General features: G+C 70.8%; 16 protein-coding genes. 7 read left to right on the top strand and 9 right to left on the bottom strand.

Annotated features, from left to right (window positions below; all coding sequences use genetic code 11):
* Nucleotides 1–163 precede the first annotated feature (163 nt).
* Together fabI and fabG are read right to left on the bottom strand one after the other, a co-directional pair.
* On the bottom strand, nucleotides 164–934 hold the full coding sequence (gene fabI / locus ACFY0D_RS33810; RefSeq protein WP_314249208.1) for an enoyl-ACP reductase FabI: 771 nt from the start codon (nucleotides 932–934) through the stop codon (nucleotides 164–166).
* A 5-nt stretch (nucleotides 935–939) separates the two neighbouring features.
* The gene (gene fabG, locus ACFY0D_RS33805) at nucleotides 940–1,659 is read right to left on the bottom strand and encodes a 3-oxoacyl-[acyl-carrier-protein] reductase (protein WP_390801744.1); all 720 of its coding nucleotides are present in this window, start codon (nucleotides 1,657–1,659) and stop codon (nucleotides 940–942) included.
* A gap of 184 nt (nucleotides 1,660–1,843) precedes the next feature.
* Here fabG and ACFY0D_RS33800 point away from each other — a divergent pair, with 184 nt between their 5' ends.
* The 3 genes from ACFY0D_RS33800 (at nucleotide 1,844) to tyrS (ending at nucleotide 6,093) form a co-directional block, all read left to right on the top strand.
* Complete coding sequence (locus tag ACFY0D_RS33800; protein WP_390801743.1) at nucleotides 1,844–3,367, top strand: TldD/PmbA family protein; 1,524 nt, start codon at nucleotides 1,844–1,846, stop codon at nucleotides 3,365–3,367.
* Nucleotides 3,364–4,752, top strand: a complete 1,389-nt coding sequence (locus ACFY0D_RS33795) for a metallopeptidase TldD-related protein (RefSeq protein ID WP_390801742.1) — start codon at nucleotides 3,364–3,366, stop codon at nucleotides 4,750–4,752. Before ACFY0D_RS33800 ends, ACFY0D_RS33795 begins: the two co-directional genes overlap by 4 nt.
* 72 nt (nucleotides 4,753–4,824) lie before the next feature.
* On the top strand, nucleotides 4,825–6,093 hold the full coding sequence (tyrS, locus tag ACFY0D_RS33790) for a tyrosine--tRNA ligase (RefSeq protein ID WP_390801741.1): 1,269 nt from the start codon (nucleotides 4,825–4,827) through the stop codon (nucleotides 6,091–6,093).
* A 105-nt stretch (nucleotides 6,094–6,198) separates the two neighbouring features.
* Here tyrS and ACFY0D_RS33785 read toward each other — a convergent pair whose 3' ends face one another.
* The gene (locus ACFY0D_RS33785; protein WP_390801740.1) at nucleotides 6,199–6,474 is read right to left on the bottom strand and encodes a GlsB/YeaQ/YmgE family stress response membrane protein; all 276 of its coding nucleotides are present in this window, start codon (nucleotides 6,472–6,474) and stop codon (nucleotides 6,199–6,201) included.
* Between the two features lie 239 nt (nucleotides 6,475–6,713).
* Here ACFY0D_RS33785 and ACFY0D_RS33780 point away from each other — a divergent pair, with 239 nt between their 5' ends.
* Together ACFY0D_RS33780 and ACFY0D_RS33775 are read left to right on the top strand one after the other, a co-directional pair.
* Nucleotides 6,714–6,992 carry a DUF3099 domain-containing protein gene (locus ACFY0D_RS33780; RefSeq protein WP_390801739.1) on the top strand — a complete coding sequence of 93 codons (279 nt, stop codon included), beginning with the start codon at nucleotides 6,714–6,716 and terminating at the stop codon, nucleotides 6,990–6,992.
* A gap of 136 nt (nucleotides 6,993–7,128) precedes the next feature.
* Nucleotides 7,129–7,380: a hypothetical protein gene (locus tag ACFY0D_RS33775; RefSeq protein ID WP_390801738.1), complete on the top strand. Its 252-nt coding sequence runs from the start codon at nucleotides 7,129–7,131 to the stop codon at nucleotides 7,378–7,380.
* A gap of 59 nt (nucleotides 7,381–7,439) precedes the next feature.
* On the opposite strand, the gene moaA is transcribed toward ACFY0D_RS33775, so the two are convergent.
* The 3 genes from moaA to ACFY0D_RS33760 all read right to left on the bottom strand — a co-directional run bounded on the left by moaA (nucleotide 7,440) and on the right by ACFY0D_RS33760 (nucleotide 10,598).
* Nucleotides 7,440–8,429, bottom strand: a complete 990-nt coding sequence (moaA, locus tag ACFY0D_RS33770; protein ID WP_382536856.1) for a GTP 3',8-cyclase MoaA — start codon at nucleotides 8,427–8,429, stop codon at nucleotides 7,440–7,442.
* A gap of 178 nt (nucleotides 8,430–8,607) precedes the next feature.
* Nucleotides 8,608–10,236 (bottom strand): cation acetate symporter, encoded by a 1,629-nt coding sequence (locus tag ACFY0D_RS33765; protein ID WP_390801737.1) that lies wholly within the window; start codon nucleotides 10,234–10,236, stop codon nucleotides 8,608–8,610.
* The gene (locus tag ACFY0D_RS33760) at nucleotides 10,233–10,598 is read right to left on the bottom strand and encodes a DUF485 domain-containing protein (protein ID WP_351154264.1); all 366 of its coding nucleotides are present in this window, start codon (nucleotides 10,596–10,598) and stop codon (nucleotides 10,233–10,235) included. Before ACFY0D_RS33760 ends, ACFY0D_RS33765 begins: the two co-directional genes overlap by 4 nt.
* A gap of 257 nt (nucleotides 10,599–10,855) precedes the next feature.
* Here ACFY0D_RS33760 and ACFY0D_RS33755 point away from each other — a divergent pair, with 257 nt between their 5' ends.
* Nucleotides 10,856–12,412, top strand: coding sequence for a S8 family serine peptidase (locus ACFY0D_RS33755; protein ID WP_390801736.1), 1,557 nt, complete (start codon nucleotides 10,856–10,858; stop codon nucleotides 12,410–12,412).
* A gap of 96 nt (nucleotides 12,413–12,508) precedes the next feature.
* On the opposite strand, the gene ACFY0D_RS33750 is transcribed toward ACFY0D_RS33755, so the two are convergent.
* Genes ACFY0D_RS33750 through ACFY0D_RS33740 form a run of 3 tightly spaced genes read right to left on the bottom strand, consistent with a single transcriptional unit; the run spans nucleotide 12,509 to nucleotide 15,263 of the window.
* On the bottom strand, nucleotides 12,509–13,552 hold the full coding sequence (locus ACFY0D_RS33750) for a zinc-dependent alcohol dehydrogenase family protein (RefSeq protein WP_390801735.1): 1,044 nt from the start codon (nucleotides 13,550–13,552) through the stop codon (nucleotides 12,509–12,511).
* A 56-nt stretch (nucleotides 13,553–13,608) separates the two neighbouring features.
* Complete coding sequence (locus ACFY0D_RS33745) at nucleotides 13,609–14,295, bottom strand: lysoplasmalogenase (RefSeq protein WP_390801734.1); 687 nt, start codon at nucleotides 14,293–14,295, stop codon at nucleotides 13,609–13,611.
* Nucleotides 14,292–15,263: a sterol desaturase family protein gene (locus ACFY0D_RS33740; RefSeq protein WP_390801733.1), complete on the bottom strand. Its 972-nt coding sequence runs from the start codon at nucleotides 15,261–15,263 to the stop codon at nucleotides 14,292–14,294. Before ACFY0D_RS33740 ends, ACFY0D_RS33745 begins: the two co-directional genes overlap by 4 nt.
* Nucleotides 15,264–15,378: 115 nt before the next feature.
* On the opposite strand from ACFY0D_RS33740, the gene ACFY0D_RS33735 reads away from it, so the two are divergent.
* Nucleotides 15,379–18,492 (top strand): NACHT domain-containing protein, encoded by a 3,114-nt coding sequence (locus tag ACFY0D_RS33735; RefSeq protein ID WP_390801732.1) that lies wholly within the window; start codon nucleotides 15,379–15,381, stop codon nucleotides 18,490–18,492.
* Nucleotide 18,493 lies beyond the last annotated feature (1 nt).

Below are 18,493 nucleotides of genomic sequence, written 5' to 3'. Positions count from 1 at the left end.
CTGGTGGGCGGCTTCGCCCCGGGGGGGCGCGGGGGGGCCCCCCCGGCGGGGGGCCCCCCGGCCCCCCCCCGCCCCCCCCCCCCCCCCCCCCGGGCGGGGGCCCCCCCCCCCGGCGGGGGCGCCGCCCCCGCCGCCGTACGGACGCGGGAGACCCGATCGGGGATCAGGCACCCATCGCGTGCAGGCCGCCGTCCACGTGGACGATCTCGCCGGTGGTCTTCGGGAACCAGTCCGACAGCAGGGCCACGACGCCCTTGCCCGTCGGCTCCGGGTCGCTCATGTCCCATTCCAGCATCGAGCGGGAGTTCCAGACGTCCGCCAGCTCCGAGAAGCCCGGGATGGACTTCGCGGCCATGGAGCCGATCGGCCCGGCCGAGACCAGGTTGCAGCGGATGTTCTCCTTGCCCAGGTCACGGGCGAGGTAACGGCTGGTGGCCTCCAGGGCGGCCTTGGCCGGGCCCATCCAGTCGTACTGCGGCCAGGCGAACTGCGCGTCGAAGGTGAGGCCGACGACGGCCGCGCCCTCCGCCGGGAACAGCGGCTTGCAGGCCATGGTCAGCGACTTCAGCGAGAACGCCGAGACGTGCATGGCGGTGGCCACCGACTCGAACGGCGTGTTCAGGAAGTTGCCGCCGAGGGCGTCCTGCGGCGCGAAGCCGATGGAGTGGACGACGCCGTCGAGGCCGCCGAGCTCGTCGCGGACGAGGCCCTCCAGGCGGGCCAGGTGCTCGTCGTTGGTGACGTCGAGCTCGATCACCTTGACCGGCTTCGGCAGCTTCTTCGCGATGCGCTCGGTCAGCGACGGACGCGGCCACGCGGTGAGGATGACCTCGGCGCCCTGCTCCTGGGCTAGCCGGGCCGTGTGGAAGGCGATGGACGACTCCATCAGCACACCCGTGATGAGGATGCGCTTGCCCTCGAGAATTCCGCTCATGGTGATCAGTGACCCATGCCCAATCCGCCGTCAACGGGAATGACGGCTCCGGTGATGTACGCGGCGTCGTCGGACGCCAGGAAGCGGACGGCTGCCGCGATCTCCTCGGGCTGCGCGTAACGGCCGAGCGGCACCTGGCCCACGATGCCCGCGCGCTGCTCGTCGGTGAGCGCCTTCGTCATGTCGGTGTCCACGAAGCCGGGGGCGACGACGTTGAAGGTGATGTTGCGGGAACCCAGCTCGCGGGCGAGGGAGCGGGCGAAGCCCACCAGCGCGGCCTTGGAGGCGGCGTAGTTGGCCTGGCCGGCCGAGCCCAGGAGCCCGACGACCGAGGAGATCAGGACGACGCGGCCCTTCTTGGCACGGAGCATGCCACGGTTCGCGCGCTTGACCACCCGGAAGGTGCCGGTGAGGTTGGTGTCGAGGACGGACGTGAAGTCCTCCTCGGACATGCGCATCAGCAGCGTGTCCTTGGTGATGCCGGCGTTGGCCACGAGCACCTCGACCGCGCCGTGCGCGTCCTCGATCTCCTTGTAGGCCTGCTCCACCTGCTCGGAGTCGGTGATGTCGCACCGCACCGCCAGGACACCGACCGAGGTGAGCGCCTCCGGCGGCTCACCCGACCGGTACGTGATCGCGACCTTGTCGCCGGCCTCCGCGAAGGCTTGGGCGATGGCGAGGCCGATGCCCCGGTTTCCTCCGGTGACGAGAACCGAGCGGCTCAACGGATCACCCTTTCGCTAGCGGTCTGAATACCAAAAACCTATAGGTCGCATCGCTCGTACGGAGAATCGACCCCCGACAGGGCCTTGCGACCGGCTCTGTCGAATCCCTACAGAAAGATGTAGGCACAAGGGCCCCGATCGCGACATGATCGGGGCGACCGGCTCCGACCACGGGAGGACTTCCGTGCCCCATTCCATCGACGCGGCCTTCACCGCGCTGCCCCTGCGGGCGCTCGCCGACGCGGCGCTCGCCCGGGCCCGCGCGCTGGGCGCCGAGCATGCCGACTTCCGGCTGGAGCGGATCCGCAGCGCCTCCTGGCGCCTGCGGGACGCCAAGCCCTCCGGTGGCTCCGACACCACCGATCTCGGGTACGCGGTCCGGGTCGTGCACGGGGGCAGCTGGGGATTCGCCTCCGGTGTGGACCTGACCATGGACGCCGCCGCCAAGGTGGCCTCGCAGGCCGTGGCCATGGCGAAGCTGTCCGCCCAGGTGATCAAGGCCGCCGGTTCGGACGAGCGGGTCGAGCTCGCCGACGAGCCAGTGCACACCGACCGGACATGGATCTCCGCGTACGACGTGAACCCCTTCGAGGTGCCGGACGCCGAGAAGGCCGCGCTGCTCGCCGACTGGAGCGCGCGCCTGCTGGCGGCCGACGGGGTGGCCCACGTGGACGCCTCGCTGCTCGCCGTCCACGAGAACAAGTTCTACGCCGACACCGCGGGCACCTCGACCACGCAGCAGCGGGTCCGGATCCACCCGCAGCTCACCGCGGTCGCCGTGAACGCCGCGACCGGCGAGTTCGACTCGATGCGCACCATCGCCCCGCCCGCCGGCCGCGGCTGGGAGTACCTCACCGGCACCGGCTGGGACTGGAACTCCGAGCTGGAGCAGATCCCCGGCCTGCTCGCCGAGAAGATGCGGGCGCCGAGCGTCGAGGCCGGCCGCTACGACCTGGTGGTGGACCCGTCCAACCTGTGGCTGACCATCCACGAGTCGATCGGCCACGCCACCGAGCTGGACCGGGCGCTGGGCTACGAGGCGGCGTACGCGGGGACCTCCTTCGCCACCTTCGACCAGCTGGGCAAGCTCAGGTACGGCTCCCCGATCATGAACGTGACGGGTGACCGCACCGCCGAGCACGGGCTGGCCACCGTCGGCTTCGACGACGAGGGCGTCCAGGCGCAGAGCTGGGACCTGGTCAAGGACGGCACCCTGGTCGGCTACCAGCTGGACCGGCGGATCGCGAAGCTGACCGGCCTCGGGCGCTCCAACGGCTGCGCCTTCGCCGACTCCCCCGGGCACGTGCCCGTCCAGCGGATGGCGAACGTCTCCCTCCAGCCGGATCCGGGCGGGCTCTCGACCGAGGACCTGATCGGCGGGGTGGAGCGCGGGATCTACGTGGTCGGCGACCGCTCCTGGTCGATCGACATGCAGCGCTACAACTTCCAATTCACCCAGCAACGGGCATACAGGATCGAGAACGGCAAGCTGGCCGGGCAGCTGCGCGATGTCGCGTACCAGGCCACCACCACCGATTTCTGGGGCTCGATGGAGAAGGTCGGCGGCCCGCAGACCTACGTCCTGGGCGGCGCCTTCAACTGCGGCAAGGCCCAGCCGGGCCAGGTGGCGGCGGTCTCGCACGGCTGCCCGTCCGCGCTGTTCCGCGACGTGAACATCCTGAACACCACGCAGGAGGCCGGCCGATGAGCCGTACCCGACCCCACGAGATCGTCGAGCGGGCGCTGGAGCTGTCCACCGCGGACGGCTGCGTCGTCATCGCCGACGAGGAGTCCAGCGCCAACCTGCGCTGGGCGGGCAACGCGCTGACGACCAACGGCGTCACCCGCGGCCGGACCCTGACGGTCATCGCCACGGTCGACGGCAAGGAGGGCACGGCCTCGGGGGTCGTCTCGCGCTCCGCCGTGACCGCGGAAGACCTGGAGCCGCTGGTGCGGGCCGCCGAGGCGGCCGCCCGCGGGGCGGGCCCGGCCGAGGATGCCCAGCAGCTGATCACCGGGACCCCGGCCTCGCCGGACTTCACCGACGCCCCGGCCGAGACGAGCTCGGCGGTCTTCGCTGACTTCGCCCCGGCCCTCGGCGAGGCCTTCGCCCGGGCCCGCGAGGGCGGCCGTGAGCTGTACGGCTTCGCCAACCACGAGCTGGTCTCCACGTACGTCGGCACCTCGACGGGCCTGCGGCTGCGCCACGACCAGCCGAAGGGCACCCTGGAGCTCAACGCGAAGTCCCCGGACCGGCAGCGCTCCGCCTGGGCGGGCCGCTCCACCCGGGACTTCAAGGACGTGGACCCGACCGTGCTGGACGCGGAGCTCGCCGTGCGCCTCGGCTGGGCGGAGCGGAAGATCGACCTGCCCGCGGGCCGGTACGAGACCCTGCTGCCGCCGACCGCCGTGGCCGACCTGCTGATCTACCAGATGTGGTCGGCGGCGGCCCGGGACGCGGTGGAGGGCCGTACGGTCTTCTCCAAGCCCGGCGGCGGCACCCGGCTCGGCGAGAAGCTGTCCGGACTGCCGCTCTCCCTGCGCAGCGACCCGAACGCGCCGGGCCTGGAGTCCGCGCCGTTCGTGATCGCGCACAGCTCCGGGGACGACGCCTCGGTGTTCGACAACGGTCTGCCGGTCCCGGCGACCGAGTGGATCGCGGACGGTCACCTGAACCGGCTGAGCACGACCCGGCACACGGCGGGCCTGACCGGGATGCAGCTCTCCCCCGGCTTCGGGAACCTGATCCTGGACGCGGGCGGCGAGAAGTCGCTGGAGGAGATGGTCGCGTCCACCGAGCGGGGTCTGCTGCTGACCTGCCTCTGGTACATCCGCGAGGTGGACCCGGCGACGCTGCTGCTCACGGGCCTGACCCGGGACGGCGTCTACCTGGTGGAGAACGGGCAGGTGGTCGGCGAGGTCAACAACTTCCGGTTCAACGAGTCCCCCGTGGACCTGCTGTCGCGGGCCTCGGAGGCCGGCCGGACCGAGAAGACCCTGCCGCGCGAGTGGAGCGACTGGTTCACGCGCGCCGCGATGCCGGCGCTGCGTATCCCCGATTTCAACATGAGTTCGGTGAGCAAGGGCGTCTGACCACCTAGAATGTGCGGGTAGACCCCTCATCCACGCCCCTACTCACTCCATCTCTCAAGGAGAGTCACGACCGTGACTGACATCGTCGACGAACTGAAGTGGCGCGGGCTCTTCGCCCAGTCCACCGACGAAGAAGCCCTGCGCAAGGCCTTCGCGGACGGTCCGGTCACCTTCTATTGCGGCTTCGACCCGACCGCGGCCTCGCTGCACGTGGGGCACCTGGTCCAGGTGCTCACCGTGCGCCGGCTCCAGCAGGCCGGTCACCGGCCGCTGGCGCTGGTCGGCGGGGCCACGGGGCAGATCGGCGACCCGCGACCGACGGCCGAGCGGACCCTGAACGACCCGGAGACCGTCGCGAACTGGGTGACCCGGCTGCGCACCCAGATCGAGCCGTTCCTGTCCTTCGAGGGCGAGAACGCGGCGCTCATGGTGAACAACCTGGACTGGACGGCGGGCCTGTCCGCCATCGAGTTCCTGCGGGACATCGGCAAGCACTTCCGCGTCAACAAGATGCTGACGAAGGACTCGGTCGCCAAGCGGCTCGACTCCGACCAGGGCATCAGCTACACCGAGTTCAGCTACCAGCTGCTCCAGGGCATGGACTTCCTGGAGCTGTACCGGCGCTACGGCTGCGTGCTCCAGCAGGGCGGCTCCGACCAGTGGGGCAACCTGACGGCCGGACTCGACCTGATCCACCGGGTCGAGCCGGGCGCGGTCGTGCACGCGCTGGCGACCCCGCTGATGGTCAAGGCGGACGGCACCAAGTTCGGCAAGTCCGAGAGCGGGGCCGTGTGGCTCGACCCGGAGATGACCACGCCGTACGCGTTCTACCAGTTCTGGCTGAACGTGGATGACCGGGACATCTCCACCTACATGCGGATCCTGTCCTTCAAGCCCCGTGAGGAGCTGGAGGCGCTGGAGGCGCAGACCGCCGAGCGGCCGCAGGCGCGCGCCGCCCAGCGGGCGCTGGCCGAGGAGCTGACGACGCTCGTGCACGGCGCCGACCAGTGCGCCGCCGTGATCGCCGCGTCGAAGGCACTGTTCGGTCAGGGCGACCTGGCGGAGCTGGACGAGGCCACGCTGGCCGCGGCCCTGTCCGAGCTGCCGCACGCCCAGGTGGCGGAGCCCGGCCTCGTGGTGGACATGCTCGCGGAGACCGGCCTGGTCGCGAGCAAGTCGGCCGGCCGCCGGACCGTGAAGGAGGGCGGCGCCTACGTGAACAACGCGAAGGTCACCGCCGAGGACGCGGTCCCCGCCAAGGAGGACCTGCTCCACGGGCGCTGGCTGGTGCTGCGCCGGGGCAAGAAGAACCTGGCCGCGGTGGAGGTCACCGGCGCCTGACGCGTCGCAGGGCGCGTGAGCACGGCAGAACACGGCGGAGGGGCCGGTTCGGACTCTTGGTCCGGCCGGCCCCTCCGTCATGACCCGCGGATGACCCGCGGTGCGTCACGTCGTCTGCCGCTTGCCCTTGATCGCTCCGTACATCATCTCGCCGAGGGCGACGACGACGACCGCCCCGACGATCTGCAGCAGGTGCCGGGTCCAGTCGATGCCCGCGGTCTCACCGACACCGATCCAGGTGGCCACCGCATTGCCGAGGACGGCACCGGCGATGCCGAAGAGGGTGGTCAGCCACAACGGCTGGTGCTGCTTGCCCGGCAGGATGGCCTTGGCTATCAGCCCCAGCACGAAACCGACGATGATCGCCCACAACCAACCCATGTCGAGCCTCCTCCTGGCGCGTTGTGCGCACGTGCGCCCAGTGTCGACCCATCCGGCGTACGACGCATTTCGGACAGTGCCGTACGGGGGTCCCCCCTCTCCTCCCGGCCCGGGGACGGGCGTACCGTGGGAGGGTCCGGGCCGGGAGTGCCCGGTTGGCGATCGGGTGGTGGAGCGTGGAGCGGACGAAGCGGCAGAAGCGGAACGGGGCCGAGGTCTTCCGGATCACCGGAGCGCGGATGGGTCTCGCCGAGGACGTGCGGGGCCGGCAGCGCCGGTACGTGATCTCGATGACGATCAGAACCCTGTCGGTCATCGCGACCGTGCTGTTGTGGAACGTGCAGCGCCCGGTGGCCATCGTGACGCTCGTGGCCGGAGCCCTGCTTCCCTACATTGCCGTGGTCATCGCCAACGCCGGGCGCGAGTCGACGCCGTCGCTGCCCTCGCACTTCATGCCGGCCCCCGTGCGGCCGGCGCTGGACGCGGGAAACCTCAAGAAAAGCTCAGATCAATCGTGAAGTTCCGGTGCACTCCACCGGGTCCTGCGTGACATACTGCTCACGCGCTCCGCATCCCCCGTCGGAGCGACGGACCGACGCCGGGCAGCTCCCCCCGTGGCTGCTCGGCGTCGCCATTCCGTTCTAATGTGGGGCTGTGACTTCCTCCAGCGCCACCGGCCCCGAAGAGAACCCCACCTGCTCCGCCAAGGGCTGCCGCGACACGGCCGTGTGGGTCCTGGCGTGGAACAACCCGACGCTGCACACGCCGGAGCGGCGCAAGACCTGGCTGGCGTGCGAGGAACACCGCGAACACCTCTCCCAGTTCCTGGGGGTCCGCGGTTTCCTCAAGGACGTCGTGAAGCTGGACGAGTGGGTGCAGCCGGAGGGCTCGGAACGCCCGCGCTGACCTGAACCGACCTGACCTGAACCGACCCCGGGACCTGCGTCCCGGGGTCTGTTGCCCGGTCAGCCGCCGATCGCGGACATCGGGCGGTCGGGCTGCAGGAAGGAGGGGTCGTCGAGACCGGATCCGGCCTTCTTTCCCCACATCGCGACCTTCCAGAGCCGGGCGATCTCCTCGTCCGGGGCGCCCGAGCGCAGGGCCGCGCGCAGGTCCGACTCCTCGGTGGCGAACAGGCACGTGCGCACCTGGCCGTCGGCCGTGAGCCGCGTACGGTCACAGGCGCCGCAGAACGGGCGGGTGACCGAGGCGATGACGCCGACGGTGGCCGGGCCCCCGTCGACCACCCAGCGCTCGGCCGGGGCGGAGCCGCGCTCGACGGCGCCTTCCTCCGTGAGCGTGAAGCGGGTGCGCAGGGACTCCAGGATGTCCCCGGCGGTGATCATGCCGTCGCGCTTCCAGCCGTGCTGGGCGTCGAGCGGCATCTGCTCGATGAAGCGGAGCTCGTATTCGTTCTCCACGGCCCAGGCCAGCAGGTCGGGGGCCTCGTCGTCGTTGAGGCCGGGCATGAGCACGGCGTTGACCTTGACGGGGGTGAGGCCGGCCTCGCGGGCCGCGGCCATGCCGTCGATGACGTCCTTGTGCCGGTCGCGGCGGGTGAGGGTCTTGAAGACCTCGGGCCGCAGGGTGTCCAGGGACACGTTCACCCGGTCCAGGCCGGCGGCCTTCAGGGCCTGCGCGGTGCGCTTCAGACCGATGCCGTTGGTGGTCAGCGACATCTTGGGGCGGGGCTCCAGGGCCGCGCACCGCTCGACGATGCCGACCAGGCCGGGCCGCAGCAGCGGCTCGCCTCCGGTGAACCGGACCTCGGTGATCCCCAGCTGCGTGACCGCGATGCGGATCAGCCGGACTATCTCGTCGTCACTGAGCAGGTCCGACTTGCCGAGCCACTGCAGCCCTTCTTCGGGCATGCAGTAGGTACAGCGCAGATTGCACCGGTCGGTCAGTGAGACGCGCAGGTCAGTGGCCACGCGGCCGTAGGTATCGAGAAGCACTGTGGGCCCCCTCCCCTGTCCGGAAGTAGAGGTACGCGCGGACGTTGGATCTACTGCACGCGTTCTATTTCGAGACTACGTGACGCCTGTGTCATCCAGAGGTACCCGAATGAACGAGACGTGACGTGGCCGCGTCGTAGAGATCTACGACGCGGCCACGCTGGGTGTTCGGACGATGTCAGTGCGCCCCGGTTCCGGTGAGGGAGCGCACTTCCAGCTCGGCGAACTTCTGGGGGTCGGCCTTCTCCTTGGAGAGGACGGTTCCCAGCCAGCCCAGCAGGAAACCGAGGGGGATCGAGATGATCCCCGGGTTCTCCAGCGGGAACCAGAAGAAGTCCGCGTCCTTGAACATCGAGGTGGGCTTTCCGGACACGACCGGGGAGAACAGGACCAGGCCGACCGCCGAGATCAGTCCGCCGTAGATGGACCAGAGCGCGCCCTGGGTGGTGAAGCGCTTCCAGAAGAGGCTGTAGAGGATCGTCGGCAGGTTGGCGGAGGCGGCGACCGCGAAGGCGAGCGCGACCAGGCCGGCCACGTTCAGGTCGCGGGCCAGCGCGCCGAGGCCGATGGCGACGGCTCCGATGACGACGGTGGACCAGCGGGCCGCGCGCATCTCCTCCTTCTCGGTGGCCTTGCCCTTGCGGATCACGTTCACGTACAGGTCGTGTGCGAAGGACGAGGAGGAGGCGAGGGTGAGGCCCGCGACGACGGCCAGGATGGTGGCGAAGGCGACCGCGGAGATCACGGCGAGCAGGATGGCGCCGCCGGTGGAGTCGGGGCCGCCGCCGACGGCCTGGGCGAGCAGGGGTGCGGCGGTGTTGCCGGCCTTGTTGGACTTGATGATCTCGGCGCGGTCGAGCAGCGCCGCGGCGCCGAAGCCGAGGGCGATCGTCATCAGGTAGAAGCCGCCGATGATGCCGATGGCCCAGAGGACGGACTTACGGGCGGCCTGCGCGGTGGGCACGGTGTAGAAGCGGATCAGGATGTGCGGCAGGCCGGCGGTGCCGAGGACGAGGGCGAGGCCGAGCGAGATGAAGTCCAGCTTGGAGGTCGGGTCCTTGCCGTACTTGAGGCCGGGTTCGAGGAACTTCGCCCCCTGTCCGCTGTTCTCGGCGGCCTTGCCCAGCAGGTCGGAGATGTTGAAGTTGAACTTCACCAGCACCAGGAGGGTGATCAGCAGCGTGCCCGCGATCAGCAGCACCGCCTTGATCATCTGGACCCAGGTGGTGCCCTTCATGCCGCCGATGGTCACGTAGACGATCATCAGTACGCCGACCAGCGCGACGACGGCCACCTTGCCGCCGTCGCTGGTGATGCCCAGGAGCAGCGAGACGAGCACGCCGGCGCCGGCCATCTGGGCGAGCAGGTAGAAGATCGAGACCACGATGGTGGAGGTGCCGGCGGCGGTACGGACGGGCCGCTGGCGCATCCGGTACGCGAGGACGTCGCCCATCGTGTAGCGGCCGGAGTTGCGCAGCGGCTCGGCGACGAGCAGCAGGGCGACCAGCCAGGCGACGAGGAAGCCGATCGAGTAGAGGAAGCCGTCGTAGCCGAAGAGGGCGATGGCTCCGGCGATGCCGAGGAAGGACGCGGCGGACATGTAGTCGCCGGAGATGGCGAGGCCGTTCTGGAAGCCGGTGAACTGGCGGCCGCCCGCGTAGAAGTCGGAGGCGTCCTTGGTCTGGCGGCCGGCCCAGACCGTGATGATCAGGGTGGCGACGACGAACAGCCCGAACAGGGTGATGATCAGCGGGCGGTGCTCGGAGGCTCCCGCGGCGAGCGTCGTCAGGTGCTGCGTGCCGCTCATTCGGCGGCCTCCATCCGCGCCTTGATGGCCTCGGCCTTGGGGTCGAGCTGCGCGGCCGCGTGGCGTGCGTAGAGCCAGGCGATCAGGAAGGTCGTCGCGAACTGGGCGAGGCCGAGCACGAGGGCGACGTTGATGTTGCCGAAGAGCTTGGTCCCCATGAAGCCGCCCGCGTAGTTGGACAGCAGGACGTAGAGCAGGTACCAGGCGATGAAGGCCACGGTGAGCGGGAAGGCGAAGGAGCGGTAGGAGCCGCGCAGTTCGGCGAACTCCGCGCTCTGCTGGACGCTCGCGTAGTCGTCTGCCGTGGGGGCGGCCGGTGGCGTTCCCGCGCTGCCCGGCGGCGGCGCTGCTTCGGTGGTCACGGGGGGATCTCCTTGTGACGCGGGTGCGGTGGGGACGACGGACAAAACAACCTCCGTGTGGGGGGACGGTGGTGCCGATCCCCCCTGTCAACGGCACGGACGGCGCGGCGGGACGGTTCAACACCCGTTGATTCTTCGGGAACTGATTTCTCGAACTGATGGCGTGGAGGGGAACGGCGACGCTAGGTTCGCTTGTCATGAACCCGTCCGACGCGACCGCGTCCGGGCGGCTTTTTCGAACATGACCTGGAGAACCCATGGATCAGCTGGGGTCGCGTGCGCCCAAGAAGCGCAGCCGTGCTCTCGCCGTACCCGTCGGCCTGGCGCTCACCGCCTCGCTCGCCTTCCTGCCCGCGATCTCGGCCTCGGCCGCCCCGCTGGGCAATGCGGCCGGCACGGCGACGGCCTCGAAGGCCGACACCTCCGGCCCCAAGCTGTCGTACGTGGCCAACCTGAACGCGTACGCCACCGTGAAGGCGGCGAAGAAGGCCGTCGAGCGGTCCGGCGGAACGGTGGTGACGGCCTATGAGCAGATCGGGGTCGTGGTCGCACACTCCCAGAACCCGGACTTCGCCAAGCAGCTGCGAGCCCAGCGCGGCCTGTTCGTGTCGGTCGGTGCCACCCGGACGGCCCCGATGTCGGCGGCGCGGACCACCGAGGAGGGCGCGACCCAGCAGCTGAGCGCGGCGGACGCCGCCAAGGCGGCGGCAGCGGCCCAGGAGGGTCAGGAGCCGCTGGAGCCCAACCAGTGGGACCTGCGGACGATCAAGGCCGACAAGGCTCACAAGATCAACGATGGCAGCCGGAACGTCACCGTGGGCATCATCGACACGGGTGTCGACGACACCCACCCCGATCTCGCCCCGAACTTCTCCAAGAGCCAGTCGGCCAACTGCGTGGGCGGCGTCGCCGACACCACCGAGGGCGCCTGGCGCCCGTACGCCGACGGCAGCGACCACGGCACGCACGTGGCCGGGACCATCGGAGCCGCGCGCAACGGCATCGGCGTCAGCGGTGTCGCGCCGGGCGTGAAGATCGCCGCGATCAAGGTGAGCGAGCCCGGGACCAGCCTCTTCTACACCGAGGCGGTCGTCTGCGGCTTCATGTTCGCCGCCGAGAAGGGGATCGAGGTGACCAACAACAGCTACTACGTCGACCCGTGGCTCTTCAACTGCAAGTCCGACGACGACCAGAAGGCGCTGGTGGAGGCCATCGGCCGGGCCACCAAGTACGCCGAGCGCAAGGGCACGCTCCACATCGCCTCGGCCGGCAACTCCGATCAGGACCTGGCGGCCGACTCCCTCGTCGACGAGAGCAGCCCGAACGACACCACCCCGGTGCCGCGGACCATCGACCCGAAGGTCTGCCTGGACCTGCCCACGCAGCTGCCGGGTGTGGTCACCGTCTCCGCGACCGGCGACAAGGGCCTGCGCTCGTACTACTCCAGCTACGGCCTCGGGGTCGTGGACGTCGCCGCCCCCGGCGGCGACAAGTGGCAGGTCCCGGACACCCCGGACGCCAACGGGCGCGTGCTGTCGACCGTCCCCGGCGGGGGCTACGGCTACAAGCAGGGGACCTCGATGGCCGCCCCGCACGTCGCGGGCGTGGCGGCACTCCTCAAGAGCGCCCACCCGTCGGCCACGCCCTCGCAGCTCCAGGCGATGCTGAAGGCCCAGTCCACGAAGGCGGCCTGCCCGACGCAGATATACGACGCCGCGGGCACCCTGATCGACGCCACCACCTGCCAGAGCAAGTGGGGGCAGACGGGCTACTACGGCTACGGCGTGATCGACGCGCTCAAGGCCGTGAAGTAGCGGCCGCCGGAACGAGGTGGACGGGCCGGGCGGTATCACCCGCCCGGCCCGTCCTTTCGTTCATTCGCTCATTCGCTCATTCGGTCGTCCCGCAGGTCAGGGCTTGATCATCACCTTGAGCGCGCTGCGGTCGTCCATCGACCGGTAGCCGTCCGGGACTTCGTCCAGCGACACGGTCCGGTCGAAGACGGGCGCCGGGTCGATCACACCGCTGAGCACGTCCTTCAGCAGCTCCGGGATGTACGCGCGGACCGGGGCCACGCCGCCGCGCAGGGTGATGTTGCGGTCGAACATGACGCCGAGGTCGAGGCCGGTGCCGCTGCCGTGCGGGACGCCGACGTAGCCGATGGCCCCGCCGTCGCGGGTGATGTTCACGGCGGTGCGCATCGACTGCTCGGTGCCGACCGCCTCGATGACCGCGTGCGCACCCCGGCCGCCGAGGAGCTCGCGCACGGCCGCCTCGGCGGCCTCGCCGCGCTCGGCGACGACGTCGGTGGCCCCGAAGAGCTTCGCGATGTCCGTCCGTACGGTGTGGCGGCCCAGCGCGATGATCCGCTCGGCGCCCAGGCGCTTGGCGGCGAGGACGCCGCACAGACCGACCGCGCCGTCGCCGACGACGGCGACCGTGGAGCCCTCGCGCACGCCGGCGCCCAGCGCCGCGTGGTGGCCGGTGCCCATGACGTCGGACAGCGCGAGCAGCCCGGTCAGCAGGTGGTCGTCGGAAACGGCCTCGGCGGGCAGCTTCACCAGGGTGCCGTCGGCGTGCGGGACGCGGACGGCCTCGCCCTGGCCTCCGTCGTGGCCGACCGAGCCCCAGAAACCGCCGTGCTCGCAGGAGGTGAAGAGGCCCTCGGAGCAGTACTCGCAGGTGCCGTCCGACCACATGAAGGGGGCGACGACGAGGTCGCCGGCCCGCAGATCGGACACGGCGGAGCCGGTCTCCTCGACGATGCCCAGGAACTCGTGGCCGATGCGCTGGCCGGGCTGACGCTCGGCCTCGCCGCGGTAGGCCCACAGGTCGCTGCCGCAGATACAGGCACGCAGGACGCGGACGACGGCGTCCTCGGGGCGCTGGATCGCAGCGTCGGGCACCTCCTCCACGCGTATGTCGTGCGGGGCGTGGATGACGGTGGCGCGCATGGTGGTGCAGTCCTCCGGTTCGGGAATGTTCAGTCTTGTACGACTGTGGAACCGTCCTACCGTACGCCTGCTTCCCGGGAGGTCGCGCCAGTGGCCAGCAGGTACTGGGCGGCGAGGTACGTGGCCATGATCCAGAAGTCCGGTCGGGGCAGCTGGGGCCATTCTGCGACGCCCGTGGCGATCAGGGTGTCGGAGAGCAGGAAGAGCGCGCCGCCGATCCCGGCCCGCAGGCCGAGGGCGCTGGAGCGGAACGCCATGGCGGTGAGCAGCAGGCTGTAGCCGGCCACCGGGATCCGCAGGTCGGCCGGCAGATCGGACCACAGCAGGGCGACGGTGCCGAGGAGGGCGAGCGCGTACGCGCCCCCGACCAGCGGGTTCGCGGGCCGCTTGCCGAAGAGGACGAGGTAGCAGACGTGCCCGACGGCGAAGGAGCCCATGCCCACGAGGAAGGCGGGCTCGGCGTCGAAGAGCAGGGCCAGGTCCCCGCCCCAGCCGAACAGCAGGGCGGCGAGCAGCAGCCGGGGGGCGCCGCGGGTGGCCATGTGGGTCACGAGCAGCGGCATCAGCAGCGGTTTGGCGATGACGTGCCCGAGGTGCCAGCCGGCGAGGAGCGAGCCGAGGTCGACGGCGGCGGCGACGGCGAAGGCCACGAGGGCGATGCGGCCGAGGCGCGGCCGGCCGGCCGGCGCCTGGTCCGCCGCCCAGGCGGGGGCGGGTCGGCCGGGGGACTCGGCGGTGCTCACGCGGTGCTCTCCTGTACGGCCGGGGCGGCGGGGTCGGCTGCGGTGGCGGCGGCCGGAGCGGGGGCGGACGCGGGGGCAGGGGTAGATGCGGGGGCGGGGGCCGGGGTAGATGCGGGGGCGGGGGCGGACGCGGACGCGGGGGCGGGCTGCCAGCCAGGGCCGCGGAAGACGTGTCCGGCCCGCTGGCGCCAGCTCCCGGCGGCGCGCACGTCCCGGGCGATGGCCGCGTACTCGTGGGTGGCCACGCGCAGCGGGTTGTGGGTGCCGATGTTCTTGGTGAGCCCGTAGACGGGCTTGTCCGTCTCCCCCACCCAGGAACCGAACATCCGGTCCCAGACGATCAGGATGCCGCCGAAGTTGCGGTCCAGGTAGCCGCCCTGCGAGGCGTGGTGGACGCGGTGGTGGGAGGGGGTGTTGAAGACGTACTCGTAGGGCCGCGGCAGCTTGCCGATGCGCTCGGTGTGGACCCAGAACTGGTAGAGCAGGTTGAGTCCGTAGCAGAACGGGATCGCCGCCGGGTGCACGCCGAGGGCCACCATCGGCAGGTAGAACCACCAGGTGGTGGCGCTGGTCCAGGGCTGGCGCAGGGCGGTGGTGAGGTTGAACCGCCGGCTGCTGTGGTGGACCACGTGGCAGGCCCACAGGATGCGGATGACGTGGTGGAGGCGGTGCTGCCAGTAGTAGAGGAAGTCCTGGACGAGCAGCATCAGCAGGGCGGTCCACCACAGGAACGGCACGCGCAGCGGGGTCAGTTCGTAGACCGCGGTGAAGACGGCGACGACCGGGATCTTCCAGAGCAGGTCGAAGCCGATACTGCCGAGCCCCATGGTGACGCTCGTGACGGCGTCCTTGGTGTCGTAGCCGGCGGCGTCCTCGTCGGGATGGAGCCGGTAGCTCACCACCTCGATGACGGTGAGCAGCACAAAGGCAGGTATGGACCACAGCACGACATCGGGCAGGTTCGGCATGTCCCGCACCATAGAGGCGCTCTCGGGGGTGCCGCTAGGGGTTGTTACCGATCGGTATCCATCGGGGTTACCGGCGGTTCACGAGATGATGTCCGGACCAAGGGGAGGGCGGGGTATGACGGGCTTGGAGACGGTTCTCTTACGGGTGGCGGGGACGGCGGCGGGGACGCTGGTGAAGTCCCTCCTGACCCGGGCCCCGGGGGCGGGCCTGACGCCCGACCCGGCCCGGCCGGCCCCGCGCTGGCGCAAGCCTCCGGCGGAACTCGGCGACGGCGAGATGCGGCGCCTGACCGAAGCCCTGGCGGAGCGCCTCGGCCCGGAGGCCGCGGCGCTGCCGGAGCACGAGCGTCTGGCGGCGCTGGACGCGGTCGGCGACGCGTTCGCGGCGCTCGGCCCCCTGGACGCGGAGTCCCTCTTCGCGGCGGACCTCGACCCGGCGGCCCTGGCGGCGGCCCTCCCCGGCCCCCCGGCGGGGCTGAGCCCGGCGGCGGAGGCCCTGTACGCACGGCTGATCCGGCTGTGCTGCGCGCACGCGGTGGAATACGTGACGACCCTGCCGGGATTCGGGGCCCGGGCGGAGGTGGAACTGGTCCGGCGGACGGGCCGGCTGGAACGGCACATGGACCGGATGGCGGCGCGGCTCGCCGCGACGGCGTCGTCGGAGGCTTTCCGCTTCGAGCAGAAGTACGCGCAGTACGTGGCCCGGGCCCACGGCCGACTCCAGCTGTTCGGGCTGACCACCAGCCGGGCGCGGGAGGAGTGGCCGCTGGACCTCGCCTACATCAGCCTCGCCGTGAGCGGCGAGCAGCAGCCGATGCCGGGCGAGCCGGGCATGCACCAGGGCCCGGTCAGGGCGGAGCACGCACTCGGCTCTGCGGACCGGGTACTGCTGCGCGGCCCGGCGGGCTCCGGCAAGAGCACGCTGATGCAGTGGCTGGCCCTGAACGCGGCCCAGCAGGCCGACGGGCCGTGGGCGGCGTGCGTGCCGTTCGTACTGCGCCTGCGCGCGTTCACCACGGCCGAGTCGCTGCCCCTGCCGGAGGAGTTCCTGAAGGCCGCGGGCGTGCCCTTGTCGGCGCCCGCCGGCTGGGCCGAGGACCTGATGCTGAGCGGCCGCGCGCTGGTGCTGGTGGACGGGGTGGACGAGGTCCCGCAGCGGCTGCGCACCCGCACGGAGGCCTGGCTGCGGACGCTGATCGCCGCGTTCCCGAAGGCGCGGTACGTGGTGACCACCCGCCCGTCGGCGGTTCCGGAGGACTGGCTGGCGGGGCAGGGCTTCACGCCGCACTCGCTGCTGCCGATGGAGCTGAACGACATCCGCGTCTTCGTCTCGCACTGGCACCGGGCCGCACGCGCCGAATGCCCCGGCGAGGACCTGGACGCGTACGAGGCCTCGCTGCTGGAGGCGGTCTCGGCCCGCCGCGACCTGGCCCGGCTCGCCACGAACCCCCTGATGTGCGCACTGCTCTGCGCCCTGAACCGGGACCGGCGGATGCACCTGCCCCGGGCCCGCAAGGAGCTGTACGACGCGGCACTGGACATGCTGCTCGTCCGCCGGGACACGGAACGGGAGATCGGCGGGGTCGAGGGCGTCCACCTCACCCGTGACGAACAGGTCCTGCTGCTCCAGCGGTTCGCGTACTGGCTGATCAGGAACGGCCAGGTGGAGGCGGGCAGGGACGAGGCCGTCGAGATGATCGACGAGTGGATGGGGGCGATGCCGCAGGTCCGGAAGCAGGGCGGCGCGGAGCAGGTCTTCAGGCACCTGCTGATCCGCAGCGGCCTCCTGCGCGAGCCCGTGAAGGGGTCGGTGGACTTCGTCCACCGCACCTTCCAGGACTACCTGGCCGCCAAGGCCGCGGTGGAGTCCCGCGACTTCGGCGTACTGGTGAAGAACGCGCACGACGACACGTGGGACGACGTCGTCCGGATGGCCGTGGGCCACGCCCGCCTGGACGAACGCACCCGGATCCTGCGCGGCCTCCTGAAGCGTGCCGACAAGGTCAAGGGTGCCCGTAACCGCCTGATCCTGCTGGCCGCCACCTGCCTGGAACACGCCCCGGAGCTGGACCCGGCGATCCACTCCGACATCAGGTCCCGTACGGCGGAGCTGCTGCCGCCGTTCACGCTCACCGAAGCCGATGAGCTGGGCAAGGTCGGCGAACTGGTCCTGGGTCTGCTTCAGGGACCAGCGGAGCTGAACGAGCTGGCCGGAGGGGACGAGCACATGAGCGAAGCGGCAGCCGCCGCCACCATCCGCACCGCCGCCGTCGTCGGGACCCCGCGCGCGCTGGAGTTCGTCTCGAAGTTCCGCAACGACTTGCGCTTCGAGGTGTGCCACGAACTGTCCAGCAGCTGGCGCAGGTTCGATGCCGAGGCCTACGCGGGCGCCGTGCTCACCGACGGTGCGCTCGGACCCGTGGCCTTCCTGCAGGTACACACGGCAGACCAGCTGGGACAGTTGCCCCGGCTTCGGCACCTCAACCGCATCCGGCTGGAGGGCGAGCACGGGATACCGCCGGGGCTGCTGGACCACGAGGGGCTGGAAGAACTCTTCTTCGCGTCCAACCCGACGCTGGACGACCTGTCGCCGCTCTCGGCGTTCCCCAGGCTCAAGCTGCTCGGCTTCGACGCCTGCTCGACCATCGACCTGCGCGGAGTCCGGGACCTCCCGTTGGAGACCCTGTACCTCTACCGCATGCCCGACGGACTGGATCTGACGCCGGTCGCCGATCTTGGCCTGCTGTCGCATCTGGGCCTGGACTTCGCCCCGGAAGCCGCCTGTGTGGGAGACCTTCCACTTCCCGCGCCCTTGTCCGGCCTCGGCCTCTATGCGGGTGCCGGGCACATGAGCCTCCGGGGAATCGAAGACTGGAGCGGCCTGGAATGGCTGACGGTGACCGGACCTGCGCAAGCGGCCGAACTCGCCCGGATCACACCTCCGAGGCTCCGCACCCTGCAGCTGCTCAACCACCCCGCACTCGATCCCGCCTCCCTTGCGCGCCACGGGGCCCTGACCGACCTGTACATCAGCGCATGCACGCTGACGAGCGGTCTCGAACCCCTGCGTGAACTGCAGCACCTGACGCACCTGAGCATCCACCAATGCGGTCCGGCGATCGACCTGACCCCGCTCGCGAATATCGACCGGCTGCGCATCGACCTCACCGCGAGTGTTCCTGTACTGGGAACCGGTCTCTTCCCGCCGGGGAAGCTCAGGTCCTACTGAG

The organism is Streptomyces sp. NPDC001502 (assembly GCF_042894785.1).
Lineage (GTDB): Bacteria > Actinomycetota > Actinomycetes > Streptomycetales > Streptomycetaceae > Streptomyces > Streptomyces kutzneri.
The sequence above is the reverse complement of the archived record's forward strand: the minus strand, read 5'-3'. Positions and strand labels throughout refer to the sequence as shown.

What these genes read in the sequence shown, in the direction of transcription:
- fabI (WP_314249208.1), bottom strand. Translation starts at nt 934, where the DNA reads ATGAGCGGAATTCTCGAGGGCAAGCGCATCCTCATCACGGGTGTGCTG.
- ACFY0D_RS33795 (WP_390801742.1), top strand. Translation starts at nt 3,364, where the DNA reads ATGAGCCGTACCCGACCCCACGAGATCGTCGAGCGGGCGCTGGAGCTG.
- ACFY0D_RS33785 (WP_390801740.1), bottom strand. Translation starts at nt 6,474, where the DNA reads ATGGGTTGGTTGTGGGCGATCATCGTCGGTTTCGTGCTGGGGCTGATA.
- ACFY0D_RS33780 (WP_390801739.1), top strand. Translation starts at nt 6,714, where the DNA reads ATGGGTCTCGCCGAGGACGTGCGGGGCCGGCAGCGCCGGTACGTGATC.
- ACFY0D_RS33765 (WP_390801737.1), bottom strand. Translation starts at nt 10,236, where the DNA reads ATGAGCGGCACGCAGCACCTGACGACGCTCGCCGCGGGAGCCTCCGAG.
- ACFY0D_RS33755 (WP_390801736.1), top strand. Translation starts at nt 10,856, where the DNA reads ATGGATCAGCTGGGGTCGCGTGCGCCCAAGAAGCGCAGCCGTGCTCTC.
- ACFY0D_RS33750 (WP_390801735.1), bottom strand. Translation starts at nt 13,552, where the DNA reads ATGCGCGCCACCGTCATCCACGCCCCGCACGACATACGCGTGGAGGAG.
- ACFY0D_RS33740 (WP_390801733.1), bottom strand. Translation starts at nt 15,263, where the DNA reads ATGCCGAACCTGCCCGATGTCGTGCTGTGGTCCATACCTGCCTTTGTG.
- ACFY0D_RS33735 (WP_390801732.1), top strand. Translation starts at nt 15,379, where the DNA reads ATGACGGGCTTGGAGACGGTTCTCTTACGGGTGGCGGGGACGGCGGCG.